The following is a 22,058-nucleotide window of genomic DNA, read 5'->3' as shown; positions in this document are numbered from 1 at the left end:
TATCACCGAGCGTGATCATCCATCTTCCGCGAGTAGAATATGAAATAGATTCGAACAATTATCCACGCGACTGGAATCACCACAACGGCCCCCCGTATATACCGTCGCCACACGTTTTCCATAACCGCATTTTGTCGGTTTTTCAGAAAAACCAATGACAGGCGAATCGTTGTTTCGTCGCGGTTTGACGGGGTTCATTCTGCGGTGATCTGGATCACATGACGGACATGGATTGGCTGGTCCGGGCGCTGGTCATATCACCATGCGTGCAGGGCCCACGCACACGCAGGACCACGAAGAGAATGACCGCGCTTCAGCGCGGAACAGCACCACATCCCTCAAAAACGAATGCGTAAGGAAATCATGAGCAACATGAAGCGTATTCTCATCGGTGCCGTCATCATCCTGCCCGCCGCCTTCGGCTTCGCCGGCTCCGCCTCCGCGGGCACCTTCGCCGGCGCCGGAGAGGCCGAATACTCCGCCGCCAAGGCCAAGGAGCTGCTCGTCGGCTACGCCGACGGCGACCAGAAGTTCCTCCTCGTCGACCGTGAGCAGGCCCAGGAGGAGGCCAGCGCCGAGGCGGCCTTCGCCGGAACCGACTAGTCGGCCGGTAACGGTGATCTCCCGGCCGCCTCCCCGCTCGGTGGCCGGGACCCCGGTCTGAAGCGCCCGGGTGCGCGGCACGGTTCATCCCCGCCGGGCACCTGGGCGTCCTGCGGCCGACGATCCCGGAACGCGCACGGTACGCGGGAGGTCCTAGGCTCCCTCCTCGTGACCGTTCTCAAATCGATCGTGCTGTTCGCCCTGGCCGCCCTCGCCGAGATCGGCGGGGCCTGGCTGGTCTGGCAGGGGGTGCGCGAGCACCGTGGACTGCTGTGGATGGGGGCCGGGGTCATCGCCCTGGGCGTCTACGGGTTCGTCGCCACCCTCCAGCCCGACGCCAACTTCGGACGGGTGCTCGCCGCCTATGGCGGTGTGTTCGTCGCGGGGTCACTGTTGTGGGCGATGCTCATGGACGGTTTCCGACCCGACCGTTACGACGTGACCGGCGCGCTGATATGCCTGGTCGGTGTCGCCGTGATCATGTACGGGCCACGTGGCGGATGACCGCCGTGGCCCTTGTGCCGGGCACCGGCCCCGTCAGTCGGACGCCTCGGTGGAACGGGACTGGTAGACGAGGTCGGCGTAGTCGGGGTGGCGCTGGATCCAGCCCTTGACGAACGGGCATAGCGGCAGCACCGAGAGCCCCTTGGTCCGAACGTCGTCGAGCGCCCCGCGGACCAGCCGTCCGCCCACCCCCTTGCCCTCATATGAAGGGTCCACCTCGGTGTGGGTGAAGACGATCAGGTTGCCCGCCAGTTGGTACTCCGCGAACCCGGCGACCGCGTCGCCCTCCCGGGCCTCGTACCGGTTCGCCTCGGGCGCCTCGGCCACCTCGATGTCCATGCGCCCCTCCCTTCATCGCCATGTCAGGTCGCCCCACGCTATCCCGCGCCGGCGAACGGCCGAAGGCCGCCCCGCCCGCGCCCGTCGTTTCCCGGTGGCCGACCGTCCCGGGACCGCGGCGTCGGAGACGTCGTTTCGGCGCCCCACGCGACGGGGCCGGCCCGGGCGGACGGAGCCCGGGAGTGACCCGCGGATCGGGCGCGGCGGGATCAGCGTGGCAGATGGCGGAGCACCGGATCGGTGATGCCTCCGGGACAGGACAGCGCGGTGCGGTCCCATCCCGTCAGCGTGACACCCGCCTGGTAGGCGCTCTCGTAGAAGTCCAGGACGGTGCGGCGCGGGTCGGGGGTCTGGCGGGCGTCGGCGTAGCGCAGCAGCGCCAGGTGGGCGCCGCGGCTCTCGATCCACTCGGCGGTGGCGGGCTGGAGCGGCTGCCGTTCGAGTCCCACGGGTTCGGGCGAGGTGTAGGAGTAGAAGGCGGGCTCGGGGACGCTCTGGTCGCCGAACCAGAATCCGAAACTGACCACCTCCCGCGAGTAGGCCTCGCGGGTGACGGGGTCGGCCTGGGGCGGCTGGTCGACCCGGCGTTCGGAGAACCGGGTCACCGCGATGTCGAAGGTGTGCCAGAAGTGGTGGACCGGGCTGGTCTTGCCGGAGAAACGGGACGCGAACTCCTCCAAGAGGAGGTTGACCCGGCCGAGCACCCGCCAGTATCGGTTGACCGCGGCCGGATCATAGGCGGCGTGCTCGGTGTCCTCCTCGAACGGCCGTCCCGAGTCGGGCAGGTCGAACGGACGCGGCACCGCGATGCGGACGTGCACCCCCAGGGAGTCCAGGACCGAGACGACCTCGCGGTAGAACGAGGCGACGGAGTGACCGGGAAGCGCGAAGGACGCCTGCCGCCCCTCCTCGGTACCGGCCACGAGACGGTGTCCGACGAAGTCGAAGTCGATGGTGAAGACGGGGTTGCCGTCGATCGCGCCCATCGGCCGGGTGGTGATCCCCCGCCCGGTGAGGTGGAACGGGACATGCCACCAGTGGTTGCGGCGGATCCCCGAGGACAGCCGGATCTTGCCGACGATCTGGAGGAACCGGTGCACCGTCTGCTTGGTGTCCTCCCAGTCCTGCAACGGGAGCGGGGGAAACGGTTCCATGGCATCCTCCTCGGCGGCTGTGGCGCGTCGGTGACGCTCCGTGGTCACCTTAGGCACGTGGAACGGCGCGGCACAGCAACCGGTGCGGGGTGTCGACGGCGGGAGGCGACCGGCCGTCCACAGGCTGTGGACGGCCGGAGGCGGGGACACCTCAGGGGTGCGCCGGATCGTCGGCGTCGTCGAGCCGGTTCAGCAACGCGATCAGCAGTCGAAGCTCCTCGTGTCCCAGGGCGTGGGTGAGCGGTGACTCGCGGGCCAGGCGCGCGCCGATCGCCTCGACCACCTGTTCCCCCTCGGGGGTGAGGCGGGCGACGCGCACCCTCCGGTCGCTGCGGGAGGGCACCCGGGTGGCCAGTCCGCGCTCCTCCAGTTCCCCCGTGATCAGGGAGACCCGCGACGGGGTGCAGCGCAAGGCCCGCGCGAGCCGTCCCTGGGAGGGGCGGTCCCGCAACGCGCGCAGGGCCCGCGCCTGGAGCGGGGTCAGCCCGTGCTCGGCGGCCAGCTCCGCGAGCACGTCGGTCAGCCGTTGGGCGACGCGCAGGATGGCCTCACCCGCGGTGCGGCCGAGCGGGGAGGGCTCGGACCGCTCCGCGGACCCGGGTGTGGTGTCCATGGGCTCAAGCATGGCGGGTCCGCGCTGCTCCGTCCCCGGCCGGGACCGTCCTGGAGCGCGCGCCGCCCCCGGTGAGCGCGACGATGCCGTCGGGCAGCCCGGCCCGCCAGCAGGCGCGGTCGTGTCCCCCGTTGTACTCGACGTAGTCGAAAGCCGCCCCCCGCTGCGCCAGCGTGTCACGCAGCCGCCGGGTCGGCTCCAGGAGCCGCCACTCGTGGACGCCGACGCTGAGGTGGACGCGCCCGGGGAGACGGTCGGCCTGTGCGAGCAGGCGGGTGAGCCGCTCGGTCTCACCGTCGGCACCCACGGGGGCGGGCCACCAGAACGAGCCCGACTGCGAGATGGCCCGGCCGAAGCGGTGCGCAGCGGTGTGCGCGGCGTAGAGGGCGGTGAGGCCGCCCAGGCTCTGACCCGCGATGATCGTGTGCTCGGGGTCGCTGGTGAGCCTCCTGCCTTCCGACGCCCACGGCAGCAGCTCCTCGTCGAGGAAGGCGACGAACGGGTCGTGGCAGGCGAGCTCCCGCGTCCTGGTCGGGAAGTCCACCGCCGAGACCAGGATGGACACCATCGGCGGGATGTCCCCGCGTTCGATGAGCGCGTCGAGCAGGGGGAACACCGGGATCCCGGCCCACTGTTCGCCGTCGAGCAGGACCAGCACCGGCCAGGGGCCGCCGTCCGCGGGGCGCCGCGCGGGTTCGTGGATCCACACGGTGCGCGTGTTGCCCAGGATCGCGCTGGTGAAGGAGTGCTCCTCGACCGTTCCCGGCGCGCCGGCGCCGGCGTCGCGCCACAGTTCGGGCGGGGCGTCGGGCAGTGACACCACCGACCAGGAGGCGTCGAGCCGTTCGCGCGCGCGAGGGTCGGGGACGGCGTGGGCCATGGCGTCGAACCAGCGGGCGATGGCGGGCCGGTCGGCGGGCTCGGCGCGGGCCAGTGACCGCCTCCGGCGGATCGCCGCCATCTCCTCCAACGGCCCGGGCGACGCCGCCGAGGGGTCGGCGGGAACCGGGGCGATCGCGTAGGAGGAGCGCCAGTCCGCGCGCATCCGGTAGGTGAGGTGCCAGACGTCGGTTCCCGGGATCCGCTCCATGCGGTTGCACTCGTAGGAGTCGGCGTCGGCGGCCTTGTCGGCGAAGAGGATGACGTCGGCCAGTTCGTTCCCCCCGCGCCACAGGAAGGTGACCGCGCACTGGTCGGTGGCGTCGATCCGTTCCACGAGGGGGGTGCCCCGTTCCTCGACGGTCCGCCAGAAGCCCGGCAGGTCGGCGCGGCCCTCGGCGACCGCGGCGATGAGGGCTTCGACGGCGGGACCGGTGGTCCGGTCGGGGCGGAGCGCGCGGCCTTTCCCAGGCGGCACGGTCGTGAGGAAGGTGTCCACTTCTCGCGGCATTCAAATGAGGATAGGCACACCTAACTAAATTTTCAATATGTGAACCATGTCGACCACCGAGGACGGCGGGGTGATCACCCCTGTCCACTCTCCCCGTCCCCGCTCGGGACCCGGCCCCGCGGCAGGCGGAGGGTGAACACCGCCCCCCTCCCCGGTTCGGCGGCGACCTCGGCGGTCCCGCCATGGAGCTCCGCGAGGTTGCGGACGATCGCCAGCCCCAGGCCGCTCCCACCGGTACGGCGGTTGCGTGACTTCTCCGCCCGCCAGAAACGGTCGAAGACGTGCGGCAGGTGCTCCGGCGCGATCCCCTCCCCGGTGTCCGCCACCTCGATGACGACCGCCTCCCCCGCGCCGCGCGCCGTCACCGTGACACGTCCACCCGCGGGCGTGTGCCGCAGCGCGTTGCCCACCAGGTTGCCGACCGCCTGGAGCAGGCGCCCCCGGTCGGCCACCAGGGTGAGGTCCCCCGAGAGCCGCGCGGACAGCTCCACCCCCGCTGTCTCGGCGTGCAACCGGTGACTGGCGACGCTCTGTTCGACGAGCTCTCCCGCGTCCACCAGCCCCAGGGACAGCCGCAGCCGGCCGGCGTCGGCCAGGGCCAGCTCCTGGAGGTCGTCGATGATCCGCTGGAGCAGCAGCGTCTCCTCCACCAGCATCGCCATCCGCTCGGGTTCGGGGTCGGCGACCCCGTCCTGGACGGCCTCCAGCCAGCCGCGGAGATTGCTCAACGGGGTGCGCAGCTCATGGGAGACATCGCTGACCATCGCCTTGCGCTGCTCCTCCAGCCGCTGTAGGTGCTCCGACATCTCGTTGAAGGCGACCGCGAGCCGGCCGATCTCACCGGAGTCGGCGACCTCGACCCGGGCCGAGCCGTCCCCCGCCCGCATGCGCTGCACGGCGTCGGTGAGCGCGCGGACCGGGCGGACCAGCCGCGCCGAAAGGGTGACGCTCACCGCGACGGTCAGCACGAGGACGAGCAGGACCACCCATGAGATCCGCGCGATCCCCTCCCGCGAGATCATCAGGCCGGCGGTCGTCTCCTGCTCCGGATCGTCGATGAAGAGCAGTGCCGCCGGGGCGACGTAGGGGTCGAGTTGTTCCCGCCGGGCGGAGTCGACGCAGGCCGCCGCCCTCGGGTCGAGCTGGAACGGCGCCGGCGCCGCCTCCTCCGCGGGGGCGGGGGCGGCGCTGGATGGGGGACGCGGTTGGGCGAGGCCGGCCGTCGGGGACACCCGCGGCTCCTCCTGCGCGGGGACCGCCCCCGGCGCCTCCGCCCCCGGGGCGGGCGAGGAGGGTGTACCCCCCTCCTCCGCCGGCGCGTCGTTGCCCGCTCCGGGCGGCGACGGCTCGGGCCGCCCCGGCGCCGTGGACGGGACCGGCTCCGGCGCTCCCGGCAGGTCCATCGGTTGCCAGGGGGCACGGGCGTCATCGGGTTGGGCGTCGGGCAGCACGCTTCCGCGCCCGGTGGCGCCGTCGATCCGGTATCGGACGTCCAGGTCGAGCGGTCGCGTGCACGCGGCGATGAGGCGGTTGAGCTCGTCCAGGGCCGCGCGCTCGCCCGCCGTGGGCTCCTCCAGCGCGTCGAGACCTCCACGACCAGACCCTGCTGGTCGCGCAGGCAGTCCGCTCCGGCGTCCGCGACCGCGCGCAACCGTTCCCGGTCCCGTTGGTCCAGCGCGTAGGCACCGTCCGGCAGGTCATGCCCCGCATGGCTCCACCACCGGTTCGGCACCCTCCAGGTCGACGCGCTCCACCGGTCCGTCCCCGGACCGACGGCGAGGTGCCCGCGACGATCGGCGCCGCCGTCCGGACCTTCCGCCACGTCGGCGGACGGGCCTGCCCGGACCGTTCGGGCGGCGCGGATCCCCGGACGGCCCGCCCGGGTCCCGGCTCAGGGAACGGGCACCACGTTGAGGCGTTCGAGGAACTCCCGCCCCAGCGGAACCCGCTGTTCGACGTGCTTGTCGGTGACGACGTCCATGGCGAGGGCGAAGGAGAACACCCCGTCCTCCCGGCGGACCCAGCCCACCCACCATCCGGCGCCCGGGTTGAACCGTCCGGCCAACCCCGACTTGCCGTACAGCACGTAGCCGGGACCGTGCTCCAGGAACAACAGCTCGCGCACGTCCCGTTGGTGGGCCTCGGAGGTCGGCAGCCTTCCCCGCGCGAGGTCGGCGAGGAAGTCGGCCTGCTCGCGCGGGGAGATCTCCAACGTCCCGTCCAACCAGAACGGCCTGCCGGACTCCCCGGTCTCGCGGTTCCCGTACCCCAGGCGGTCCACCCAGGTCCGCATCCGGTCCGGCCCCACCCTGCGGGCCACCTCGCGGTGGACCCCGGCGTCGGAGGATACGACGGCCTCGCGCAGGCTCGCGTCACGTTCCCAGTCGGCGTTGCCGTCGTGCCGGACGGTCTCGTCCACGCTGGGGACGGTGTCGGTCTCCAACGCGATCAAGGTGGCCGCGATCTCGAAGGTCTCCGCCGGGGGATGGCGGTGCGCGGCGCGTTCCCGTCCCACGACGGTGGTGAGGTTGCGCTCGACGTCGTAGAGCACGAACGCGCCGTCCGTGTCCGCCTCCTCGAAGACCTTCTCCAGGTCGTCGCGGACCACGGTCCGCGGCGAGGGCGCGGTCTCGGGCATCATCCCCGGCCACACCCGCGCGGCCGAGTCGCCACCGGCCTCTCCAGGGGGAGCGCATCCGCCCGTCACGGTGAGCGTGGCTCCCGCCAGGAGCGCGACGACACGGACTCCGACGACGGTGCTCGACGTGCGCGACACGGATGCCCTCCCCATGAGCGATGTCGCTGCCAGTATCGAGGATGTCACCATATGCTTTCGCGTAGTACGCGCGGATCCGGCAATCTTTCCCGTGCCGTGACCGTGGATCCGGCCCCGGCGCCGGCCTCGCCCCCCCTCCCTCAGCGCAGCCGCGCGGCCCGCACGACCACGGCGGCGCGGTTGCCGACGCGCACCCGCTCCAGCGGGCGCACCCCCTCGGGCAGGGCGATCTTGCGGGTACGCGCCGTCACCACGAGGACCGCGTGATCCTCCAGGACACCCGCCAGCGTTCGCAGCAGCCCGGTGACGGGCTCCCCCGCGGGGCGGTCACCCGCCCAGTGCGTGAGGTCGCCGTAGGGGACGTCGGTCACCACGACGTCCACCGCCGGCCGTGGCCGGCGCGGCGCGAAGACGTCGGCGACCTCCACCGCGTGCGGCAGGTCCCCGCCGAGCGCGACGAGCCCATCGGCGAGCCGAGCCGCCGCGCGGGCCCGCTCCAGGAAGGAGGGGCGACCGTACTCCTCGGCGTGCGCGCGCAGCTCGCGTTCGCGGGCGGCCAGGCCCTCGACGGTCAACAGCTCCAGGTTGCGCGCCGCGAGCGCCACCGCGTCGGAATCGACGTCGCCGACCCGGACGTGGGAGAGCCGGTCTCGATGCGACAGGCCCAGGACCGTGGCGAGGTAGCCGCTGCCGCAGCAGGGGTCCCACAGCGACACGGGCCGCTGCGGCAGATGGGCGAGCGCGCGTTGCAGGAGCTCGGATGCCAGCCGCACCGGAAAACCGGGGAACCCCGGCGCCGAACGCAGCACCTGTCCACTCGCCAGATCGGTGAAGTCGGCGCGTTCGGTCACGTGTCGATAAGCCATCCCGTCCCCCGTCGTCCGTCGCGGCCGGGCGCGCCGTCCCGGCTCCTCGACGGGAGGCCGCGTCCCCTATGACCCTAGGAGACGAACCGCCCGAGGCCGTCCCGCCCGCTCAGTCGAGCTCGTAGTCGAGGACGAACGTCAGCTCCCCGCCGGTGTCGTCCCCGTTGATGAAGGCGCTGCCGCGGATCCCGACCAGCTCCCCCGTCCCCGTGTCGGGGACGATCCTCAGCTCGGTCCTGGGCTGCTCCCCGAACGGGCCGATCATCGCGTGCTGGAGGACGAAGGTCCCCGTCCGCCCGTTCACCGCCCCCTGGAACCGTTCCAGGCCGCTGTGCGCGGGGGCCTCCAACCGGCCCGCGGACGTCATGATCAGGTTCGCCTCGCTGGTGCCCACGATCTCACCGTGAAACGTCCGGACCAGGCGGGTGCGGGAGAGGCGCGCGCCCCGACCGCCGTAGAACGGTTGTTCCTCCAGGCCGTCGGTGCGGAACGTCCCCGTAGCCGTGGTTCCCATGCCCGTCTCCTTTCACCGCGGTCGGCCGCCGCGGTGCGGCGGCCACTTCCCACGCGCGCCCGCCCTGAAACCGGTTCGCACACGGAACGGCGTCCTGGATCGCCTGGTGGCGCCGGCCCGGCTCCCCTCCGGACCCGCGCGGCACGGGCTCCGGCGCGGCGGGCACGGCGCGCGGAGTCCTCCCTCACATGCCCTTAGGGTGCTGTCTCCGGGCGTTCCGTGCTAACCCTCGCGCATAATCGCGTGTTCGGGCCGAGCCCTCCGAAACCGGGCGGACCCTCCCCTCCCCGGTGAAGCCGCTCCCGGGGCGCTCATCGGATGTTCGCCCCCGCGCGCCTTCCCGTGGCCGGCGGGCGCGGCCCCTCGGCCACCTCAGGGCCTGGCCCGGCGGACCCGCGCCTCGTCCCACACCGGCTCGGGCGCCTCGTAGACCGTTCCGTCCGCGCCGAACACCAGGAACCGGTCGAAGGAGCGCGCGAACCACCGGTCGTGCGTCACCGCGAGCACGGTGCCCTCGTACTCCTCCAGCGCGGCCTCCAGCGCTTCGGCGGACTCGACGTCGAGGTTGTCGGTGGGCTCGTCCAGCAGCAGCATCGTCGCCCCCGACACCTCCAGCAACAAGATCTGGAACCGGGCCTGCTGGCCCCCCGACAGGGTCTCGAAGCGCTGGTCGCGCTGGTGGACCAGCTCGTAGCGCTGCAACAGCGGCGCCGCCTCCTCCAGGGGCAGCGCGTGGTCCGCCGCGAGAATGGCGGCCGGGGTCCGCCCCACCCACTCGGGGTGGTGGTGGGTCTGGGCGAAGTGGCCGGGGTTCACCCGCGCCCCCAGGCGCGCCTCACCGGTGTGCGCGACCCGGCCGTCCCCGGCGAGCAGGCGCAGGAAGTGGGACTTGCCCGAGCCGTTGGAGCCCAGGACCGCCACGCGCTCCCCGTAGAACACCTCCGTCGAGAACGGCCGCATCAGTCCGGTGAGTTCCAGGTCGACGCAGGTGAGCGCGCGGACCCCGGTGCGTCCACCGCGCAGCCGCATCCGGATCGAACGCTCGCGCGGCGGTTCCGGGGGCGGCCCGGCCTCCTCGAACCGGCGCAGCCGGGTCATCGCGGCCTGGTAGCGGCTGGCCATGCCGTCGTTGACGGCGGCCTTCTGCCAGAGCTCGCGGACGAGCTCCTTCAACCGCGCGTGCCGCTCGTCCCAGCGGCGGCGCTGCTCGGCGAAGCGGGCGTGGCGGTCGGCGCGCGCCTGGTGGTATCCCTCGTAGCCGCCGCCGTGCACCCAGGTGGAGTTGCCCACGCCCATCCCGCCCTCCAGGGTGATGATGTGCGTCGCGGTGCGGGCGAGCAGTTCCCGGTCGTGGCTGACGAACAGCACGGTCTTCGGCGTCGTGCGCAGCCGCTCCTCCAGCCAGCGTTTCCCCGGCACGTCCAGGTAGTTGTCCGGCTCGTCCAGCAGCAGAACCTCGTCGGGGCCGCGGAGCAGCGCCTCGAGCACCAGCCGTTTCTGCTCGCCTCCGGACAGGGTGGCCAGCTCCCTGTGCCCGGCCCGGTCGAACGGGACGCCCAGCGCGGCGACCGTGCACACGTCCCACAGCACCTCGGCGTCGTAGCCGCCGACGTCGGCCCAGTCGGCGAGCGCCTGGGCGTAGCGCATCTGGACGTCCTCGTCGGCGCGGGCGGCCACCTCGGCCTCGGCCTCGCGCAACTCGCGGGCCACCCGGCGCAGCGTCGGCGGGGACACCGACACCAGCAGGTCGCGGACCGTCGCGGTGGATCCCAAGGGGGCCGAGACACCGTCGGCGTCACCGTCGGCCCCCGCCTGCGAGCCGATGAACTGGCGCATGACGCCCAGGCCGCCGCTGCGCGACAGGCTGCCCGCGGACGGCTGGAGGTCACCGGCGACGATCCGCAGCAGGGTGGTCTTGCCACTGCCGTTCGCCCCGACCAGGACGGCCTTCATCCCCTCCCCCACCCGAAACGACACCTCGTCCAGCAGGACCCGTCCATCGGGAAGGTGAAAGCCCACTCCGGCCACGTCGATGTGCCCCATGGGGACGACCCTTTCACCGAGCCCCTCGGCCCGGCAATCGGTTTTCGTCGGCGGGAAAACGGACGGAGCCCGAGGTCAGACGACCTCGGGCTCCGATGTTCGATGCGGTCCTGACGGGATTTGAACCCGCGGCCTCCACCTTGACAGGGTGGCGAGCACTCCAAACTGCTCCACAGGACCTCGTTCCGCCTCAGCGGTACAGCAGAATCCTACCCGCTCCGGAGAGGCGCTTGGACCACTCCGGCGGGACAGGCCGGGCGGATACCCCGGGCCGGCGTCCCGCTCCGCGCGCCCCACGCTTCCTGGCCGGTTCCGGCTCCCGCCGAAGCGGCGGCCGAGACCACGCCGGACAACGCCCTGACCTGCGACGACTTCGCCGAGGTGAGACGGGGGAGCCCGCGCGGCCCGGCCCGTGTCACCCCCGGGCCGATTGTCACCGCGACCGCCGCGACGCACTGTCGTGCCTATGGCGCAGTTGTGCGGCGGGCAGACCCGCAAGGGACACCCGTGCCGGAACAGGGTCGCCGTGGCCCCGTGCAGGCACCACACCGAGGAGAAGATGCGCGCCCGCGCCGAACGCGCGGCCCGCGCGATCTGGGGTCGGTCCCGGCACCGCGGTCCGCGCCCGCCCGCCCTGCTCCCGGCCGGTCACCCCGGCCACGGCCTCGTCGCCGAGATCACCGTGCTGTGGGAGGGGTGGTTGCGCGGGCTCGCCCCCGGCCACTGCGTGGAGTGGGAGTCGTTCTCCCTCTTCTGGCCCGACGCCGGTTGCGCCACCCTCGCCTCCGCCGCCCACGGCTGCCTGCGGATGGCGTCGGGCGGCCAGCGGCCCCCGGCGGATCCCGTCGCCTTCACCCTCCAGGCGGCCGACGGTTCGGGGACCCGCCGGCTGACCCCGCGCGGCAGGCGCGTCGTCACCACGTTGGCGCGGCGCGAGTTCGGCACCGCGCGGCGGCTTTCCCGGCAGGCCACCGACGCGGGGCTGCGCGGTGTCGCGCGCTCGCTGCTGGTCCTCGGCCTGTGCACGTGCGCGGCGCGCGGCGCCCTGGAGGGGTGTGCCTGTCTCGCACTGCTGCGCTCCACCCACGAGGATCCCGTCGTCCTGCTGCGCGAGGAGTTCCACGACCGCCCGCCCATGGCGTCTTAACCCCGCCTCCGCGTGAGAGGCGTCACGGATCGGGACGGCCGTGGCGGACGTCCCAGGGGTGATGAACCACGCGACGGAGGGACGCTGATGGAGAAGCGCAACGGGATCGCCTTGGGGTTGTGCATCGGCGTGGCCTTCGGTGTCTCCATCGGCAGTCTCATGGACAACCTCGCCCTGGGCATCGCGATCGGCATGTCCCTGGGCGTCGCGTTCGGCGCGTTCACCGACTCCAAGAAGGAGGAGCGGGACTGATCCAAGGCCCCTCCCGCGGTGACGGGCCCGGACGACATCCGGCGCGGCGGCCACTACAGTGCGGAACGAGGGCTCGCGCCCACCGCGAACCGCCAGGCCACACCGTCGAAGAGGAACAGCGCCGTGAACGCTCCGGAAGAGGTCCCCTCGCCGCCGGCCGCGCCCGCCGCATCCACGCCGGCCCCGCCCCTGCCCCCGGGACCGCCCGCGGGCCGGCTCGACCGCTGGCTGTGGGCCGTACGCCTCACCAAGACCCGCGCGGACGCGGCCCAGGCCTGTCGGGGCGGCCACGTCCGCGTCAACGATCGGCCCGCCAAGCCCGCCACCCCGGTGCGCGCCGGTGACGTGGTCCGCGCCCACCTGCACGGCACGACCCGGATCGTCGAGGTCACCCACGTCATCGAGAAGCGCGTCGGCGCGCCCGTCGCCGTGCGCTGTTACGTCGACAACACCCCCGCGCGGCCGCCCGAGGCCATGATCCCGGTGGCCCGTCGCGACCGTGGGGCCGGGCGTCCCACCAAGCGGGATCGCCGCCAACTCGACCGGCTCCGCTCCGAGGGGTTCTGAAACCGGCGGTGCCACACCGGCCCGCTCGCCACGAGGTCTGCCACGGGGCCGTCCTTCGCGACGCGGGCCACGGCGGGAAGGGCGCCCGATCCGTTCCCGCCCCCTGGACGGGTGGAGGAGGGGCGATCCCACGGGCGTCCGGAAGGCGGGGCGAACCCGGGCCTGTCACCGGACACCGGCGTTGTCCCCCCGGCCGGCGGGACGGGCTCACCCGTCCCTTCGGGAGCCGGCGCGCCGACGGGTCGGGCGGCGACGACCGACCGGCGCGGTGAGACCGGGAGACCGCGCCTTTCCCCGGGCGGATCACCGCGTCGTGGGGCCGGAGCCGTCGGCGGCCTCCTGCGACGCGGGCGATCGCTTTCACGCGCTGTACGTCCTCGCGCTCTGCCTCGGCCTGCGGCGCGGGGAACTGCTGGGGCTGCGCTGGCAGGACGTCGACCTCGACGCCGGGCGCCTGGAGGCCGCCCACACGCTTCAGCTCGCCGGCGGGGCGTTGCGCCCGGTGCCGCCGAAGACCGGCGACTCCTCCCACACCGTCCCGCTGCCCGACCTCTGCGTGAAGGCACTTCGGGAGCACCGCAAGCGCCAGTCCGCCGAGCGGTCCGACGCCGCGCCGGGCTGGGATGAGAACGGGCTCGTCTTCCCCTCTCGGCGGAGGACGCCGCTGGAGCCGGACAACCTGCGCCGGAGCTGGGAGCCGCTGCACCACAAGGCCTGCCTCGACGGAGCCCGCCCGCCACAACCTCCGGCACACCTGCGTGACGCTGCTATTGAACCTCGAAGTACCGCCCCAGGTGGTCCGGGAGACCGCCGGACACAACGGCACCGGCGTAACGATGACGATCTACGCGCACACGTCCCTGGACGACAGACGGAGAACGCCGGGAAAGCCCAGGGAAGCAGCCGGCTGACACCGCTACCGTCAACCGCCATCAAAAAAGCCCGGACCGTCATGGCTCCGGGCTTCTTCACTGATCGTGCTGGGTGGCCAGGGGCGGGGTCGAACCGCCGACCTTCCGCTTTTCAGGCGGACGCTCGTACCAACTGAGCTACCTGGCCCCGATCACACCTTGCGGCGTGCTGGGCGGTCCTGACGGGATTTGAACCCGCGGCCTCCACCTTGACAGGGTGGCGAGCACTCCAAACTGCTCCACAGGACCTTGCTTGCCTCCCACCTGTCCCGATCGTTCCGGGATCCGGTGTTCCGCTTGCTCCGTTCTCCATTCTGCCAGACCTTCGGCAGTACTTCGGCCGGAGCCAGTACCCCCAACGGGATTCGAACCCGCGTTACCGCCTTGAAAGGGCGGCGTCCTAGGCCACTAGACGATGGGGGCCTCGACGACGAACGAGTCGCCATACCCTCTTCGCTGCCGTCGGGGATGGCACAAGCATAGGGGAGATCAGAGGAGAGTGCCAAAGTGATTCCCGCCGTGCCCCTAGACGGGTGAGGGGGACGGTGTTCGCGGCCGGGCCGGTTCGTCCGGCGAGGAGGTCGCCGGGGAGCCGCCGAGCGAGGGGGAGGGCGAGGGTGAGGGCGTGACCGGCGGGGTCGCCGGCGGTTCCAGCGGACGGTCCGGGTCGGCTTCGAGGTGCCGCTCGATCTGGGCGGACGTCAACCCCAGCCCGCCCAAGGTGACGTCGTCCCACGCCTGTAGGCGTCTGGTCTCGGCGTCGAAGTACAGGACCGACGCCTGGTAGGGGGTCGGCTCCCCGTTCCCGCGGTCCAGGCTGCGCAGCCCGGCCCCGCCAGTCGACCCCTGCACGAAGTAACGGGTGCCGGTCGCCTCCAGCTCCGTCCAGCGCCGATGTCCGTGCCCGGACAGGACGAGCGGCACCTGCCCGGTGAAGGCGCGCGCCTGGGCCGGGTCGTGGATGACCGCGACGTCCACGGGCGGGTCGGCGCCGGCGACCGTCGCCTCCATCTGTTCCAGGCCGAGGGCGGCGATCTCCCCCTCGTCGGGGTTGTCGCGGGTCTTGTCGGGGGTGAACCTGGGATCCCCCACGCCGTAGAGACGCAGCCCCGCCACCTCGCGCACCTCGTCGTCGAGCACGATCGCGTTCTCCTGGCTCTCCACGGCACGCTGGGTGCCCATGGAGTCGTGGTTGCCGCGGATCCACACGTAGGGGACCTCCAGTCCGGCGATCTCGTCGGCGAACACGTCCTCGGCGGCGCTCCCCCGGTCGGTGAGGTCTCCCGAGTCGATGATGAGGTCGACCTGGAACTGCTCCTTCAACGACCGGATGACGTCCCAGGCCGCCGGGTTGAGGTGGATGTCGGAGACGTGCAGGACCCGGATGGTCGACCCGTCGTCCTCGTTCTCGTAGACCGGCAGGGCCGCCGTCACCTCGTACAGCCGTGAGACGTTGCCGACGAGACCCGCCAGCTGCTCGCTGTACTCGGAGAAGTGGTTGATGACGTCCTCGGCGCTGCCGACCACCTGCGGCGCGCCGGCGAGCAGGCCGGTGTAGCGCGGCTCCGAGATGGCGCCGGGGTTGAAGGTGGCGTAGGTGGCGCCGCCCGTCGCGGCTAGGGTCAGCAGGGCGGTCAGCGCGCTCCAGCCGGCCCTGCGCAGGTCGCGGAAGAGCACGAGCGCGGCCAGCGTCGCGCCGATGAGCGCCGCCAGCCCGGCACGCACGAACAACCGGATCACGCCCTGCTCGAGGTCGGCGCCGATGCTCGCCGCGACCTGGGGAATGGCCTCGGGGTTCTCGAAGAGCTCCTGCGCCGCCGCGAGCCGGATCTCGGAGATGGCGGCCTCGAAGCGCAGGGGGGCGGCGTGCGTGTCGAATTCGAGCCTGCCCAGCGGCGCGACGTCGACGACGGTCTCGCCGTGCCAGGACGGGCTCACGCTCAGCCGCACGTCGGCGGGGCCCACCGGCGTGGTGACGTGGCCGCCCAGCGCGAGCCCCAGCCAGCCGCCGAGCAACGCGGCGGCGAGCACCACCGCCACCCGCCAGCCCCGCCACCTGCGCACCCGTCCGGCCAGCTCCGTCCTGCGGGGGACGACCGAGAGGAGACCCGACCACGACGACACCCTGCCGATCATCCCTCGGGCTCCTCCCGCATCCGGTCGAGACGCGGCCCCGCGGCCGCTTCCGTTGTGGCCGTTCCCCGCGGGGCCGCGCACAATACGAGACGTGGTCGAACTTTCCCTTACCCGCTTCGAGGAACTCGTGGCCGACGCCCTCGACACCATCCCCCCGGAACTGACGCGTCTCATGGACAACGTCGTCATCACCATCGAGGAGGATCCGCCGGAACCCGGCCTGCTGGGGTTGTACGAGGGGATCCCCCTGACCGAACGAGGGGAGGGCTACGCGGGGGTCCTGCCCGACCGGATCCTCATCTACTGGCGGGAGATCTGCGCGATATGCGAGACGCCGGAGGAGGTGGTGGAGGAGGTGAGGATCACCGTCGTCCACGAGATCGCGCACCACTTCGGGATCGACGACGCGCGCCTGCACGAGCTGGGCTGGGGCTGAGGAAGCCCAGGGACGGATCACTCGAAAAGGGGCACGACACGCCGCCCCGGCAACGAATCAAGCACGAATTACGCCGAACGGGTTGCGCAACATACCCATCATCCTGGACCGTATGTTACCAAGCAACAACCGAGAGTGACGCCAGTGCGAACGATCGAGGAGTCGCCGGTGGGCAATCCGCGAATGCGAAACCGCAGCTCCGACACCCTTCGCTCCGGCAACGGCGCTGCGGCTTCCCCGCCCTCCACCGCCGGCGGCGATACCGACTGGCGTACCAGTTACCGCCAGGTGATGCGCACCCGGGAATTCCAGGCGCTCTGGCTGGGGCATGCGCTGTCCATGGTCGGCAACTTCCTGCTCACCTCGCTGGTGACGGTGCTGGTCTACCAGCAGACATCGTCGGCGATCGCGGCCGGCTTCACGATGTCGCTGACCTTCCTGCCCCAGTTCATCGGCGGCCCCCTGCTCTCGGGTCTGGCCGACCTGTTCCCGCGTCGCCGGGTCATGATCGTCAGCGACATCGCGCGCGGGCTCTTCGCCGCCTCCGTCGGCATCCCGGGCCTGCCCCTGTGGTGCCTGTGGATCCTCATGTTCTGTTCGGTGCTGCCCCTGGTCACCTTCGGTGCCGCGCGCGCCGCGCTGATGACGGAGATCGTTCCCGGGGAGCGTTACGTCGCCGGATCCGCCATCATCAACATCACCGCGCAGGTCGGGACGCTGACCGGTCTGGTCGCCGGCGGTGCCATCGCGGCCGTCGTCGACCCCCATCTGGCGATCATGGCCAACGGGCTCACGTTCCTGCTCTCCGCCGTGATCATCCGGCTGGGGGTCCGGGCACGCCCCGCGCCGGCCGGGACGGACAGCACCCGGCCGGGCCTGTGGGAGCTCACCCGCGACGGCGGCAGGCTCGTCTTCAGCGATCCGCGGCTGCGCACCCTGGCCCTGTTCGGCTGGCTGGCCGGCTTCTACATGGTCCCCTACGGGCTGGCCAACCCGCTGGCCGCCGAGGCCGGAGGTGGTTCCAGCGCCGCCGGGCTGCTCATGGCGGGCCCCTCCATCGGCGCCGTGGTCGGTGGTTTCGTGCTGACCCGGCTGGTCAGCCCGGACCGGCGGATGTGGCTGCTCGGTCCCATGGCCGTGGCGACCTCGCTCCCGCTCCTGGCCTGGCTGCTGTCCCCGCCGTTGTGGGTGATGGTGTTGCTCCTGATCCTCTCCGGCAGCATGGGGTCCTACCAGTTCGTGGCCAACGCGGCCTTCGTGCTGTGCGTGCCCTCCGGCGGCCGGGGTCTGGCGTTCGGCCTGGTCGCGGCGGGACTTCAGGTCGCCCAGGGGGTGGGGATCATCGTGGCCGGGTTCGCCGTGGAGTTCGTCGGGACCCACGTCACCGTCGCGCTCGCCGGCCTCTCAGGAGTGGTGGGAGCGTTCCTCCTGTCCGCGCAGTGGACGCCCCTGGCCCGCGAGACCATCACCTTGATGAACCGGACCGAGACGGCGGGCTGAGCCCGGTCCAGGCGCGGGAGAAGCCTGGGAGCGCCGCGGACGGCGCGTGGAACCGGCGCGGGAACCGTCCGGGCCGTCGTCTCCCGAGACGCGCGTGGCCCGGCGTGGGAAACGCGGTGAGAACCTTCTCCGGAGCCGAGAAGGACGTGCCGCCCCTCAGGGACCGTGGCACGGCCGGTCGCACGGTCCGGACACCATCGGCGCGGCGGCGCATTCCGCCCGGTCAAGGAACCGCACCCGGGCGACGGACACGGCCCCGCGCGGGTCCGGGCCACCTCCCGGCCCCCTCCACGCCGGGGGCGGGAAGGGGGCCGTCCCCACCGTGTCGTCCGGAACCCCGCCGGCCACGGTCAGAAGTCGGACTTCTTGCCCTGGAAGTTGCGGATGACATGTTCAAGGACCGACGTCCCCTCGTCCCCCTCCGGCATCACCAGCCAGGCGATGATGTAGAGAAGGATGCCGCTGCCGCCGAGCAGGGTGAACACCGCGAACGCCAGGCGAACCAGGTTGGCGTCGATGCCGACGAACTCGCCGATACCGCCGCAGACGCCGGCGATCATCCGCCTGTCCCTGCTGCGCCGGAACCTCTTCTTGCCACCGAAGTTTTCGCTCATGACCTCACCCTGCCCTACCTGGCCCCGCTCTCCCATAGGGATCGCCCCTGGCGCTCCCCTGAAACGTCCCTGACCGGACCCGTCCCCGAGGGCGGGGCAACCCCGCCCGGCGTATGCCGCGGCCTTCTCGACGCGCGACGGGGTGCCGCGTCAGGGGCGAAAACCCGTTACTCTTGTCAGCAGGCGGTGTGGCACGATGTGTGGTACACGCGAGGGCCCTTAGCTCAACTGGCAGAGCAGCGGACTTTTAATCCGCGGGTTCAGGGTTCGATCCCCTGGGGGCCCACAGCACAGCCCCGGGTGGGCGCTCCGGTCCAGGAGCGTCCACCCGGGGTTTCATCGTGCGCGGATCCACCGCCCGCTCCTTGGTGACCCATCCTCGGCCCGCCCCGCGCGGGAGGCACGGCAGCGGTCACCGGGTGAGCGGCGGTCCGTGGGGCCGCACCCGAAGGGGCGCGGTTCGGCGTTTCGGGCCTTCGCCCACCGTCCTCAGGAGTCGTCTTCGGCCGTGCCGGGCGCGAGGTAGCCCCCGACGAAGCCCAGGACCCCGAAGGCCGCGGCGGCCGTCACGGTGGGCACGAAGAACAGGTCCGACGCGCCGGTGACCCAGCCGGGCCGTTGGACGACCACCCCGGCCACCTGCCCGAGGACGAGCAGGGTCCCCAGGGCGAAACAGGTGATCAGGGCGATCTTGAACAGGGTCCTGACCAGGGCGTAGGCCCGTACTCTCACATCGGTCACGGTCAGCTCCCCAGGATCGGTAGGGCGCCCCATCCGATGAGGCAGCCGATGAGGAAGATCGGGATCATGTAGTAGGCGATCAACGGGACGAAGGTGCTCTCAGGGCGCGCTCCCGTCAGTCCCGCCGCGACGAAAATCGACCCCGACGCGGGCGGGGAGGCGCCCTCGGTGGAGGCGAACACCAGGATCGCGATGATCGCGAGCAGGGGATCGACCCCCACCCCGACCAGCGCCAGGAAGGAGATCTGGCCCACCGCCGTGAGCGTCGCGGTGGAGGAGAGCGGACCGGCGACCAGGGTGATCACCAGGCCGACGACCACCACCATCAGCACCCGGTTGACCGGCAGGGTCTGGAGAAGGGCGTTGACGTCCTCGGCCAGGCCCAGGCGCCCGAGCACCTCGCTGGCCGCGATCGCGAAGAACAGCAGCGCGCCGACCGTGGCGAACTTGGGCAGCGCGCCGTCCAGCAGGGTCGACCAGCCGCGCGCGTTCCTGGGCAGCCGGTCGCGCCCGGCGACGAGCGCGAAACCGATGATCAGGATCGGGATCCAGGTCAGCAGCGAGATGTCGTCCATGGCGTCGCCCAGGGCCGTGGACTCGGCGAGGTAGGTGCCCAGCGGGCCCACGGTGACGACGATGGGGATGAGCGCGCCCAGGAAGATCGACAGCGCGCCCGCTCCCTGGCGCAACGCCGTGCCCAGCGGCGTCAGCTCCTCCTCGGCGACCTTGGCGATGCCGTCCCTGCGCACGAAGTACATGACCAGTCCCATGCGCAGCAGGACCTGGTAGGCGCCGGCCACGAGCAGCCCGAGGTAGACCTGCCCCGTGGTGACCATGCCACCGGCGAAGCCGACCATGATGACCATGGAGGCGCTGGGCGGCAGCGCGGCCCCCATGCCCCCGTTGCCCGCCAGCACCGTGGCGGCCCGTGTGGGGGACCAGCCGGTGCGCACCATCCACGGGCCGGTGAAGGAGCCGGTGGAGGCGGTGTTGGCGGAGTTCGACCCGGACAGGGTGCCGAAGACCAGCGAACCAGCCGTGTCGATGTAGGCGGGGCCGCCCCGGATCCGCCCGAAGACGGAGTTCAGGATGGCCAGGATCTTCTGGATCAGCCCGGTGATGTCGATCAGGTAGGCCATGAACACGAAGGCCAGGGCCGCGTAAAGCACGTCGTGGGTGAGCGCGTCGGCCAGTCCGCCCAGGAGGTAGGCGGGGGCCTGCGTTCCGGCGAAGAGGGAGGTGACGACCAGCCCGAGCAACATGGCCTCGCCCATGTTGCGCTTGAACACGACGTTCCAGCCGATGATCACGGCGATGAAGGCGGCGAGGGCTAGGAGTGCGATGGGCATGGGCCGACCTTCGGTGAACGGGGACGGGGGTGGCGACGCCCGGTGGCGGGGTGGGCGTCGGGGCGGGGCCGCGGGGACGGTCCGCGCGCGCCGGGGGACCTCATCCGCGCTCCCCCCTGATGGCGGCGCGGCGGCGCTCCTCCTCGGCGACGACCTCCGTGGCCGCTCTCAGGGTCTGCTCGGCCTCCGTCCGGGGGACGATGAAGACCCCGTCGTCGTCGGCGACGACGATGTCGCCGTTCTGGCAGACCACGCCACCGATGGAGATGGCGCGGCCGACGTGCCCGGGGCCGTCCTTGTAGGGACCGGCCGGGGAGACGCCCGCCGCCCAGACGGGAAAGCCGAGTTCGCGGATCTCCTTGGTGTCGCGCACCGCTCCGTCGACGACCATGCCGCGGACGCCCTTGTTGATGGCGCGTTCGACGATGAGCTCGCCCAGCAGCGCGCGGGAGGTGTCGCCGCCGCCGTCCACGACCAGGACGTCGCCGGGGCGGGCGAGGGCCAGCGCCTGGTGCAGGGCGCGGTTGTCGCCCGGTCGGGTCGTGACCGTGAGCGCGCGCCCCGTCAGGTGGGCCCCCGGCCAGACGGGGCGGATCCGCGGGGAGACGAAGCCGAGGCGGTCGCGTCCGTCACCGATGGCCGCGGTGGGCACCTCCGCGAAGGCGTCGGCGATCCGGTCGGCGTCCTCGTCGCCGCCACGGGCCAGGCCCAGGTGGCGGTCGGCCGCTCCCCGGCTCACCGGTGCGGCGACTCCGAGGGCGTCGAGGAGCTCGATGCTGGCCCGGAGTTCGTCGGCCCGCCGCAGGGCGTGGACGCGCGTGCCGTTGTCGAGGCGTTCCAGTGCCCGGGAGCCGTCGGTGAGGGCGTCGGAGATCTGGGCGCGCATCCAGGTCTCCTCCCCCGCCGCCCTGCCGGCGTCCACCGCCTCGGTGATCAGGGCGCCCAGTCCCTTCATGAAGACGCTGCGCAGCAGTTTGCGCCGTGAGGCCTCGCCCACCTGACCGCCGATCGCCTCGGCCTGGGAATCGACGGCGCTCAGCAGCCGGGCGGCCTCCTCGGAGTGGGGGCCCGACAGCAGCACGGTGGCCCTGGCCCCGAACTTCATCACCGACCCGATGATCGCACCGTCCACGACCTGCGCCGATGCGCCGATGACGCGGGCCACCTCGGCTTTGGTCTCGGGGGCGGCGGCGTTCATGTCCACATAGACCGTCTGTGCCCGCAGTCCCGGCAGCGCGGCCTCAGCGGCGGTGACGGCGTGCGCTCCCGTGACGAGGCTCAGCACGAGGTCGGCGCCGAGGACGGCCTCCCGCGCGGAGGTCGCGCGGGTGACGCCTTCGGGGGTGGGCGTCGCGGTCGCGGGGTCGAAGCCCACCGTGGTCCAGCCCGCCTCGGCGAACGCGCCGGCGTAGACGGCACCGGCCTCCCCGAGTCCGAGCACCCCTACCTGCATCTCACACCTACTATCACTGGATGATAAGTTTTATTGCGGAATGCAAAGCAGTGTGACCTGCGCCGCTTCGAACTGTCAACCTCCCGGAAACCCGTCCGATACGTTGGGAGGGCCGAGGGAGGGCCGAAGCGCCGTGGCGACAGGGCCTGA

21 protein-coding genes, 5 tRNA genes and 1 pseudogene are annotated in these 22,058 nt (G+C 72.1%); 9 read left to right on the top strand and 18 right to left on the bottom strand.

What is annotated here, in order from left to right; all coding sequences use genetic code 11:
• Positions 1-363 precede the first annotated feature (363 nt).
• Both ACYVHU_RS24315 and ACYVHU_RS24310 read left to right on the top strand, forming a co-directional pair.
• Positions 364-603: a hypothetical protein gene (locus tag ACYVHU_RS24315; RefSeq protein WP_078761762.1), complete on the top strand. Its 240-nt coding sequence runs from the start codon at positions 364-366 to the stop codon at positions 601-603.
• A gap of 168 nt (positions 604-771) precedes the next feature.
• Positions 772-1,107: a YnfA family protein gene (locus tag ACYVHU_RS24310; RefSeq protein ID WP_432937331.1), complete on the top strand. Its 336-nt coding sequence runs from the start codon at positions 772-774 to the stop codon at positions 1,105-1,107.
• 33 nt (positions 1,108-1,140) lie between these two features.
• Here the strand turns inward: ACYVHU_RS24310 and ACYVHU_RS24305 are convergent, their stop codons facing one another.
• From ACYVHU_RS24305 to ACYVHU_RS24260, 10 genes are all read right to left on the bottom strand, one after another.
• Positions 1,141-1,446 (bottom strand): GNAT family N-acetyltransferase, encoded by a 306-nt coding sequence (locus ACYVHU_RS24305; protein WP_078761764.1) that lies wholly within the window; start codon positions 1,444-1,446, stop codon positions 1,141-1,143.
• Between the two features lie 209 nt (positions 1,447-1,655).
• The gene (locus ACYVHU_RS24300) at positions 1,656-2,600 is read right to left on the bottom strand and encodes a DUF5996 family protein (protein WP_498949581.1); all 945 of its coding nucleotides are present in this window, start codon (positions 2,598-2,600) and stop codon (positions 1,656-1,658) included.
• Between the two features lie 151 nt (positions 2,601-2,751).
• Positions 2,752-3,213 carry a MarR family winged helix-turn-helix transcriptional regulator gene (locus tag ACYVHU_RS24295; protein ID WP_498949580.1) on the bottom strand — a complete coding sequence of 154 codons (462 nt, stop codon included), beginning with the start codon at positions 3,211-3,213 and terminating at the stop codon, positions 2,752-2,754.
• A 4-nt stretch (positions 3,214-3,217) separates the two neighbouring features.
• The gene (fes, locus tag ACYVHU_RS24290; RefSeq protein ID WP_078761767.1) at positions 3,218-4,603 is read right to left on the bottom strand and encodes an enterochelin esterase; all 1,386 of its coding nucleotides are present in this window, start codon (positions 4,601-4,603) and stop codon (positions 3,218-3,220) included.
• Between the two features lie 74 nt (positions 4,604-4,677).
• Entirely contained in the window at positions 4,678-5,835 is a 1,158-nt protein-coding gene (locus ACYVHU_RS24285; RefSeq protein WP_327308406.1) for a sensor histidine kinase, read from the bottom strand.
• Positions 5,836-6,494: 659 nt separating this feature from the next.
• Positions 6,495-7,379 (bottom strand): penicillin-binding transpeptidase domain-containing protein, encoded by an 885-nt coding sequence (locus ACYVHU_RS24280; protein WP_235000948.1) that lies wholly within the window; start codon positions 7,377-7,379, stop codon positions 6,495-6,497.
• Between the two features lie 140 nt (positions 7,380-7,519).
• Positions 7,520-8,245 (bottom strand): rRNA methyltransferase, encoded by a 726-nt coding sequence (locus ACYVHU_RS24275; protein ID WP_078761768.1) that lies wholly within the window; start codon positions 8,243-8,245, stop codon positions 7,520-7,522.
• 109 nt (positions 8,246-8,354) lie between these two features.
• Positions 8,355-8,759 carry a DUF3224 domain-containing protein gene (locus tag ACYVHU_RS24270; protein WP_432937341.1) on the bottom strand — a complete coding sequence of 135 codons (405 nt, stop codon included), beginning with the start codon at positions 8,757-8,759 and terminating at the stop codon, positions 8,355-8,357.
• Positions 8,760-9,131: 372 nt separating this feature from the next.
• A complete protein-coding gene (locus ACYVHU_RS24265; protein ID WP_078761770.1) occupies positions 9,132-10,802 on the bottom strand; it encodes an ATP-binding cassette domain-containing protein in 1,671 nt (556 codons plus the stop codon).
• A 105-nt stretch (positions 10,803-10,907) separates the two neighbouring features.
• Positions 10,908-10,982 (bottom strand) — tRNA-Asp (locus ACYVHU_RS24260).
• A 346-nt stretch (positions 10,983-11,328) separates the two neighbouring features.
• Between ACYVHU_RS24260 and ACYVHU_RS24255 the strand changes: the two genes are divergently transcribed.
• The 4 genes and pseudogenes from ACYVHU_RS24255 (at position 11,329) to ACYVHU_RS24240 (ending at position 13,679) form a co-directional block, all read left to right on the top strand.
• Positions 11,329-11,949, top strand: coding sequence for a hypothetical protein (locus ACYVHU_RS24255; protein WP_078761771.1), 621 nt, complete (start codon positions 11,329-11,331; stop codon positions 11,947-11,949).
• An 87-nt stretch (positions 11,950-12,036) separates the two neighbouring features.
• A complete protein-coding gene (locus ACYVHU_RS24250; RefSeq protein ID WP_200813623.1) occupies positions 12,037-12,201 on the top strand; it encodes a glycine zipper domain-containing protein in 165 nt (54 codons plus the stop codon).
• A 189-nt stretch (positions 12,202-12,390) separates the two neighbouring features.
• On the top strand, positions 12,391-12,768 hold the full coding sequence (locus tag ACYVHU_RS24245) for an RNA-binding S4 domain-containing protein (RefSeq protein ID WP_235000974.1): 378 nt from the start codon (positions 12,391-12,393) through the stop codon (positions 12,766-12,768).
• Positions 12,701-13,679, top strand: a pseudogene (locus ACYVHU_RS24240) (site-specific integrase). Before ACYVHU_RS24245 ends, ACYVHU_RS24240 begins: the two are co-directional and overlap by 68 nt.
• Before the next feature lie 74 nt (positions 13,680-13,753).
• Here the strand turns inward: ACYVHU_RS24240 and ACYVHU_RS24235 are convergent.
• The 4 genes from ACYVHU_RS24235 to ACYVHU_RS24220 all read right to left on the bottom strand — a co-directional run bounded on the left by ACYVHU_RS24235 (position 13,754) and on the right by ACYVHU_RS24220 (position 15,815).
• Positions 13,754-13,827, bottom strand: a tRNA-Phe gene (locus ACYVHU_RS24235).
• Positions 13,828-13,853: 26 nt separating this feature from the next.
• Positions 13,854-13,928 (bottom strand) — tRNA-Asp (locus tag ACYVHU_RS24230).
• 101 nt (positions 13,929-14,029) lie between these two features.
• A tRNA-Glu gene (locus ACYVHU_RS24225) sits at positions 14,030-14,102 on the bottom strand.
• A 102-nt stretch (positions 14,103-14,204) separates the two neighbouring features.
• Positions 14,205-15,815 carry a metallophosphoesterase family protein gene (locus ACYVHU_RS24220; protein WP_078761772.1) on the bottom strand — a complete coding sequence of 537 codons (1,611 nt, stop codon included), beginning with the start codon at positions 15,813-15,815 and terminating at the stop codon, positions 14,205-14,207.
• Between the two features lie 91 nt (positions 15,816-15,906).
• Between ACYVHU_RS24220 and ACYVHU_RS24215 the strand changes: the two genes are divergently transcribed.
• Entirely contained in the window at positions 15,907-16,251 is a 345-nt protein-coding gene (locus ACYVHU_RS24215; protein ID WP_078761773.1) for a metallopeptidase family protein, read from the top strand.
• Between the two features lie 183 nt (positions 16,252-16,434).
• Positions 16,435-17,751: an MFS transporter gene (locus tag ACYVHU_RS24210; protein WP_078761774.1), complete on the top strand. Its 1,317-nt coding sequence runs from the start codon at positions 16,435-16,437 to the stop codon at positions 17,749-17,751.
• Between the two features lie 350 nt (positions 17,752-18,101).
• Here ACYVHU_RS24210 and ACYVHU_RS24205 read toward each other — a convergent pair whose 3' ends face one another.
• The gene (locus ACYVHU_RS24205) at positions 18,102-18,365 is read right to left on the bottom strand and encodes a PspC domain-containing protein (RefSeq protein WP_432937413.1); all 264 of its coding nucleotides are present in this window, start codon (positions 18,363-18,365) and stop codon (positions 18,102-18,104) included.
• A gap of 213 nt (positions 18,366-18,578) precedes the next feature.
• Here ACYVHU_RS24205 and ACYVHU_RS24200 point away from each other — a divergent pair.
• Positions 18,579-18,651 (top strand) — tRNA-Lys (locus tag ACYVHU_RS24200).
• Between the two features lie 203 nt (positions 18,652-18,854).
• Here ACYVHU_RS24200 and ACYVHU_RS24195 read toward each other — a convergent pair.
• The 3 genes from ACYVHU_RS24195 to ACYVHU_RS24185 form a co-directional block, all read right to left on the bottom strand.
• Positions 18,855-19,106, bottom strand: a complete 252-nt coding sequence (locus ACYVHU_RS24195; protein ID WP_432937416.1) for a hypothetical protein — start codon at positions 19,104-19,106, stop codon at positions 18,855-18,857.
• Positions 19,107-19,108: 2 nt separating this feature from the next.
• Entirely contained in the window at positions 19,109-20,455 is a 1,347-nt protein-coding gene (locus ACYVHU_RS24190) for a TRAP transporter large permease (protein ID WP_498949577.1), read from the bottom strand.
• 100 nt (positions 20,456-20,555) lie between these two features.
• Positions 20,556-21,908, bottom strand: a complete 1,353-nt coding sequence (locus ACYVHU_RS24185; RefSeq protein ID WP_498949576.1) for an RraA family protein — start codon at positions 21,906-21,908, stop codon at positions 20,556-20,558.
• Between the last annotated feature and the right edge of the window lie 150 nt (positions 21,909-22,058).

Source organism: Marinactinospora endophytica, assembly GCF_054780875.1.
Note: the sequence above shows the minus strand (reverse complement) of the source record. Positions and strands in the feature narration are given on the sequence as shown.

Excerpts from the sequence above, each read along its gene's own strand:
- ACYVHU_RS24270 (WP_432937341.1), bottom strand. The coding sequence starts at position 8,759 with ATGGGAACCACGGCTACGGGGACGTTCCGCACCGACGGCCTGGAGGAA.
- ACYVHU_RS24300 (WP_498949581.1), bottom strand. The coding sequence starts at position 2,600 with ATGGAACCGTTTCCCCCGCTCCCGTTGCAGGACTGGGAGGACACCAAG.
- ACYVHU_RS24275 (WP_078761768.1), bottom strand. The coding sequence starts at position 8,245 with ATGGCTTATCGACACGTGACCGAACGCGCCGACTTCACCGATCTGGCG.
- ACYVHU_RS24205 (WP_432937413.1), bottom strand. The coding sequence starts at position 18,365 with ATGAGCGAAAACTTCGGTGGCAAGAAGAGGTTCCGGCGCAGCAGGGAC.
- ACYVHU_RS24315 (WP_078761762.1), top strand. The coding sequence starts at position 364 with ATGAGCAACATGAAGCGTATTCTCATCGGTGCCGTCATCATCCTGCCC.
- ACYVHU_RS24265 (WP_078761770.1), bottom strand. The coding sequence starts at position 10,802 with ATGGGGCACATCGACGTGGCCGGAGTGGGCTTTCACCTTCCCGATGGA.
- fes (WP_078761767.1), bottom strand. The coding sequence starts at position 4,603 with ATGCCGCGAGAAGTGGACACCTTCCTCACGACCGTGCCGCCTGGGAAA.
- ACYVHU_RS24190 (WP_498949577.1), bottom strand. The coding sequence starts at position 20,455 with ATGCCCATCGCACTCCTAGCCCTCGCCGCCTTCATCGCCGTGATCATC.
- ACYVHU_RS24210 (WP_078761774.1), top strand. The coding sequence starts at position 16,435 with ATGCGAAACCGCAGCTCCGACACCCTTCGCTCCGGCAACGGCGCTGCG.
- ACYVHU_RS24185 (WP_498949576.1), bottom strand. The coding sequence starts at position 21,908 with ATGCAGGTAGGGGTGCTCGGACTCGGGGAGGCCGGTGCCGTCTACGCC.
- ACYVHU_RS24250 (WP_200813623.1), top strand. The coding sequence starts at position 12,037 with ATGGAGAAGCGCAACGGGATCGCCTTGGGGTTGTGCATCGGCGTGGCC.
- ACYVHU_RS24305 (WP_078761764.1), bottom strand. The coding sequence starts at position 1,446 with ATGGACATCGAGGTGGCCGAGGCGCCCGAGGCGAACCGGTACGAGGCC.
- ACYVHU_RS24295 (WP_498949580.1), bottom strand. The coding sequence starts at position 3,213 with ATGGACACCACACCCGGGTCCGCGGAGCGGTCCGAGCCCTCCCCGCTC.
- ACYVHU_RS24220 (WP_078761772.1), bottom strand. The coding sequence starts at position 15,815 with ATGATCGGCAGGGTGTCGTCGTGGTCGGGTCTCCTCTCGGTCGTCCCC.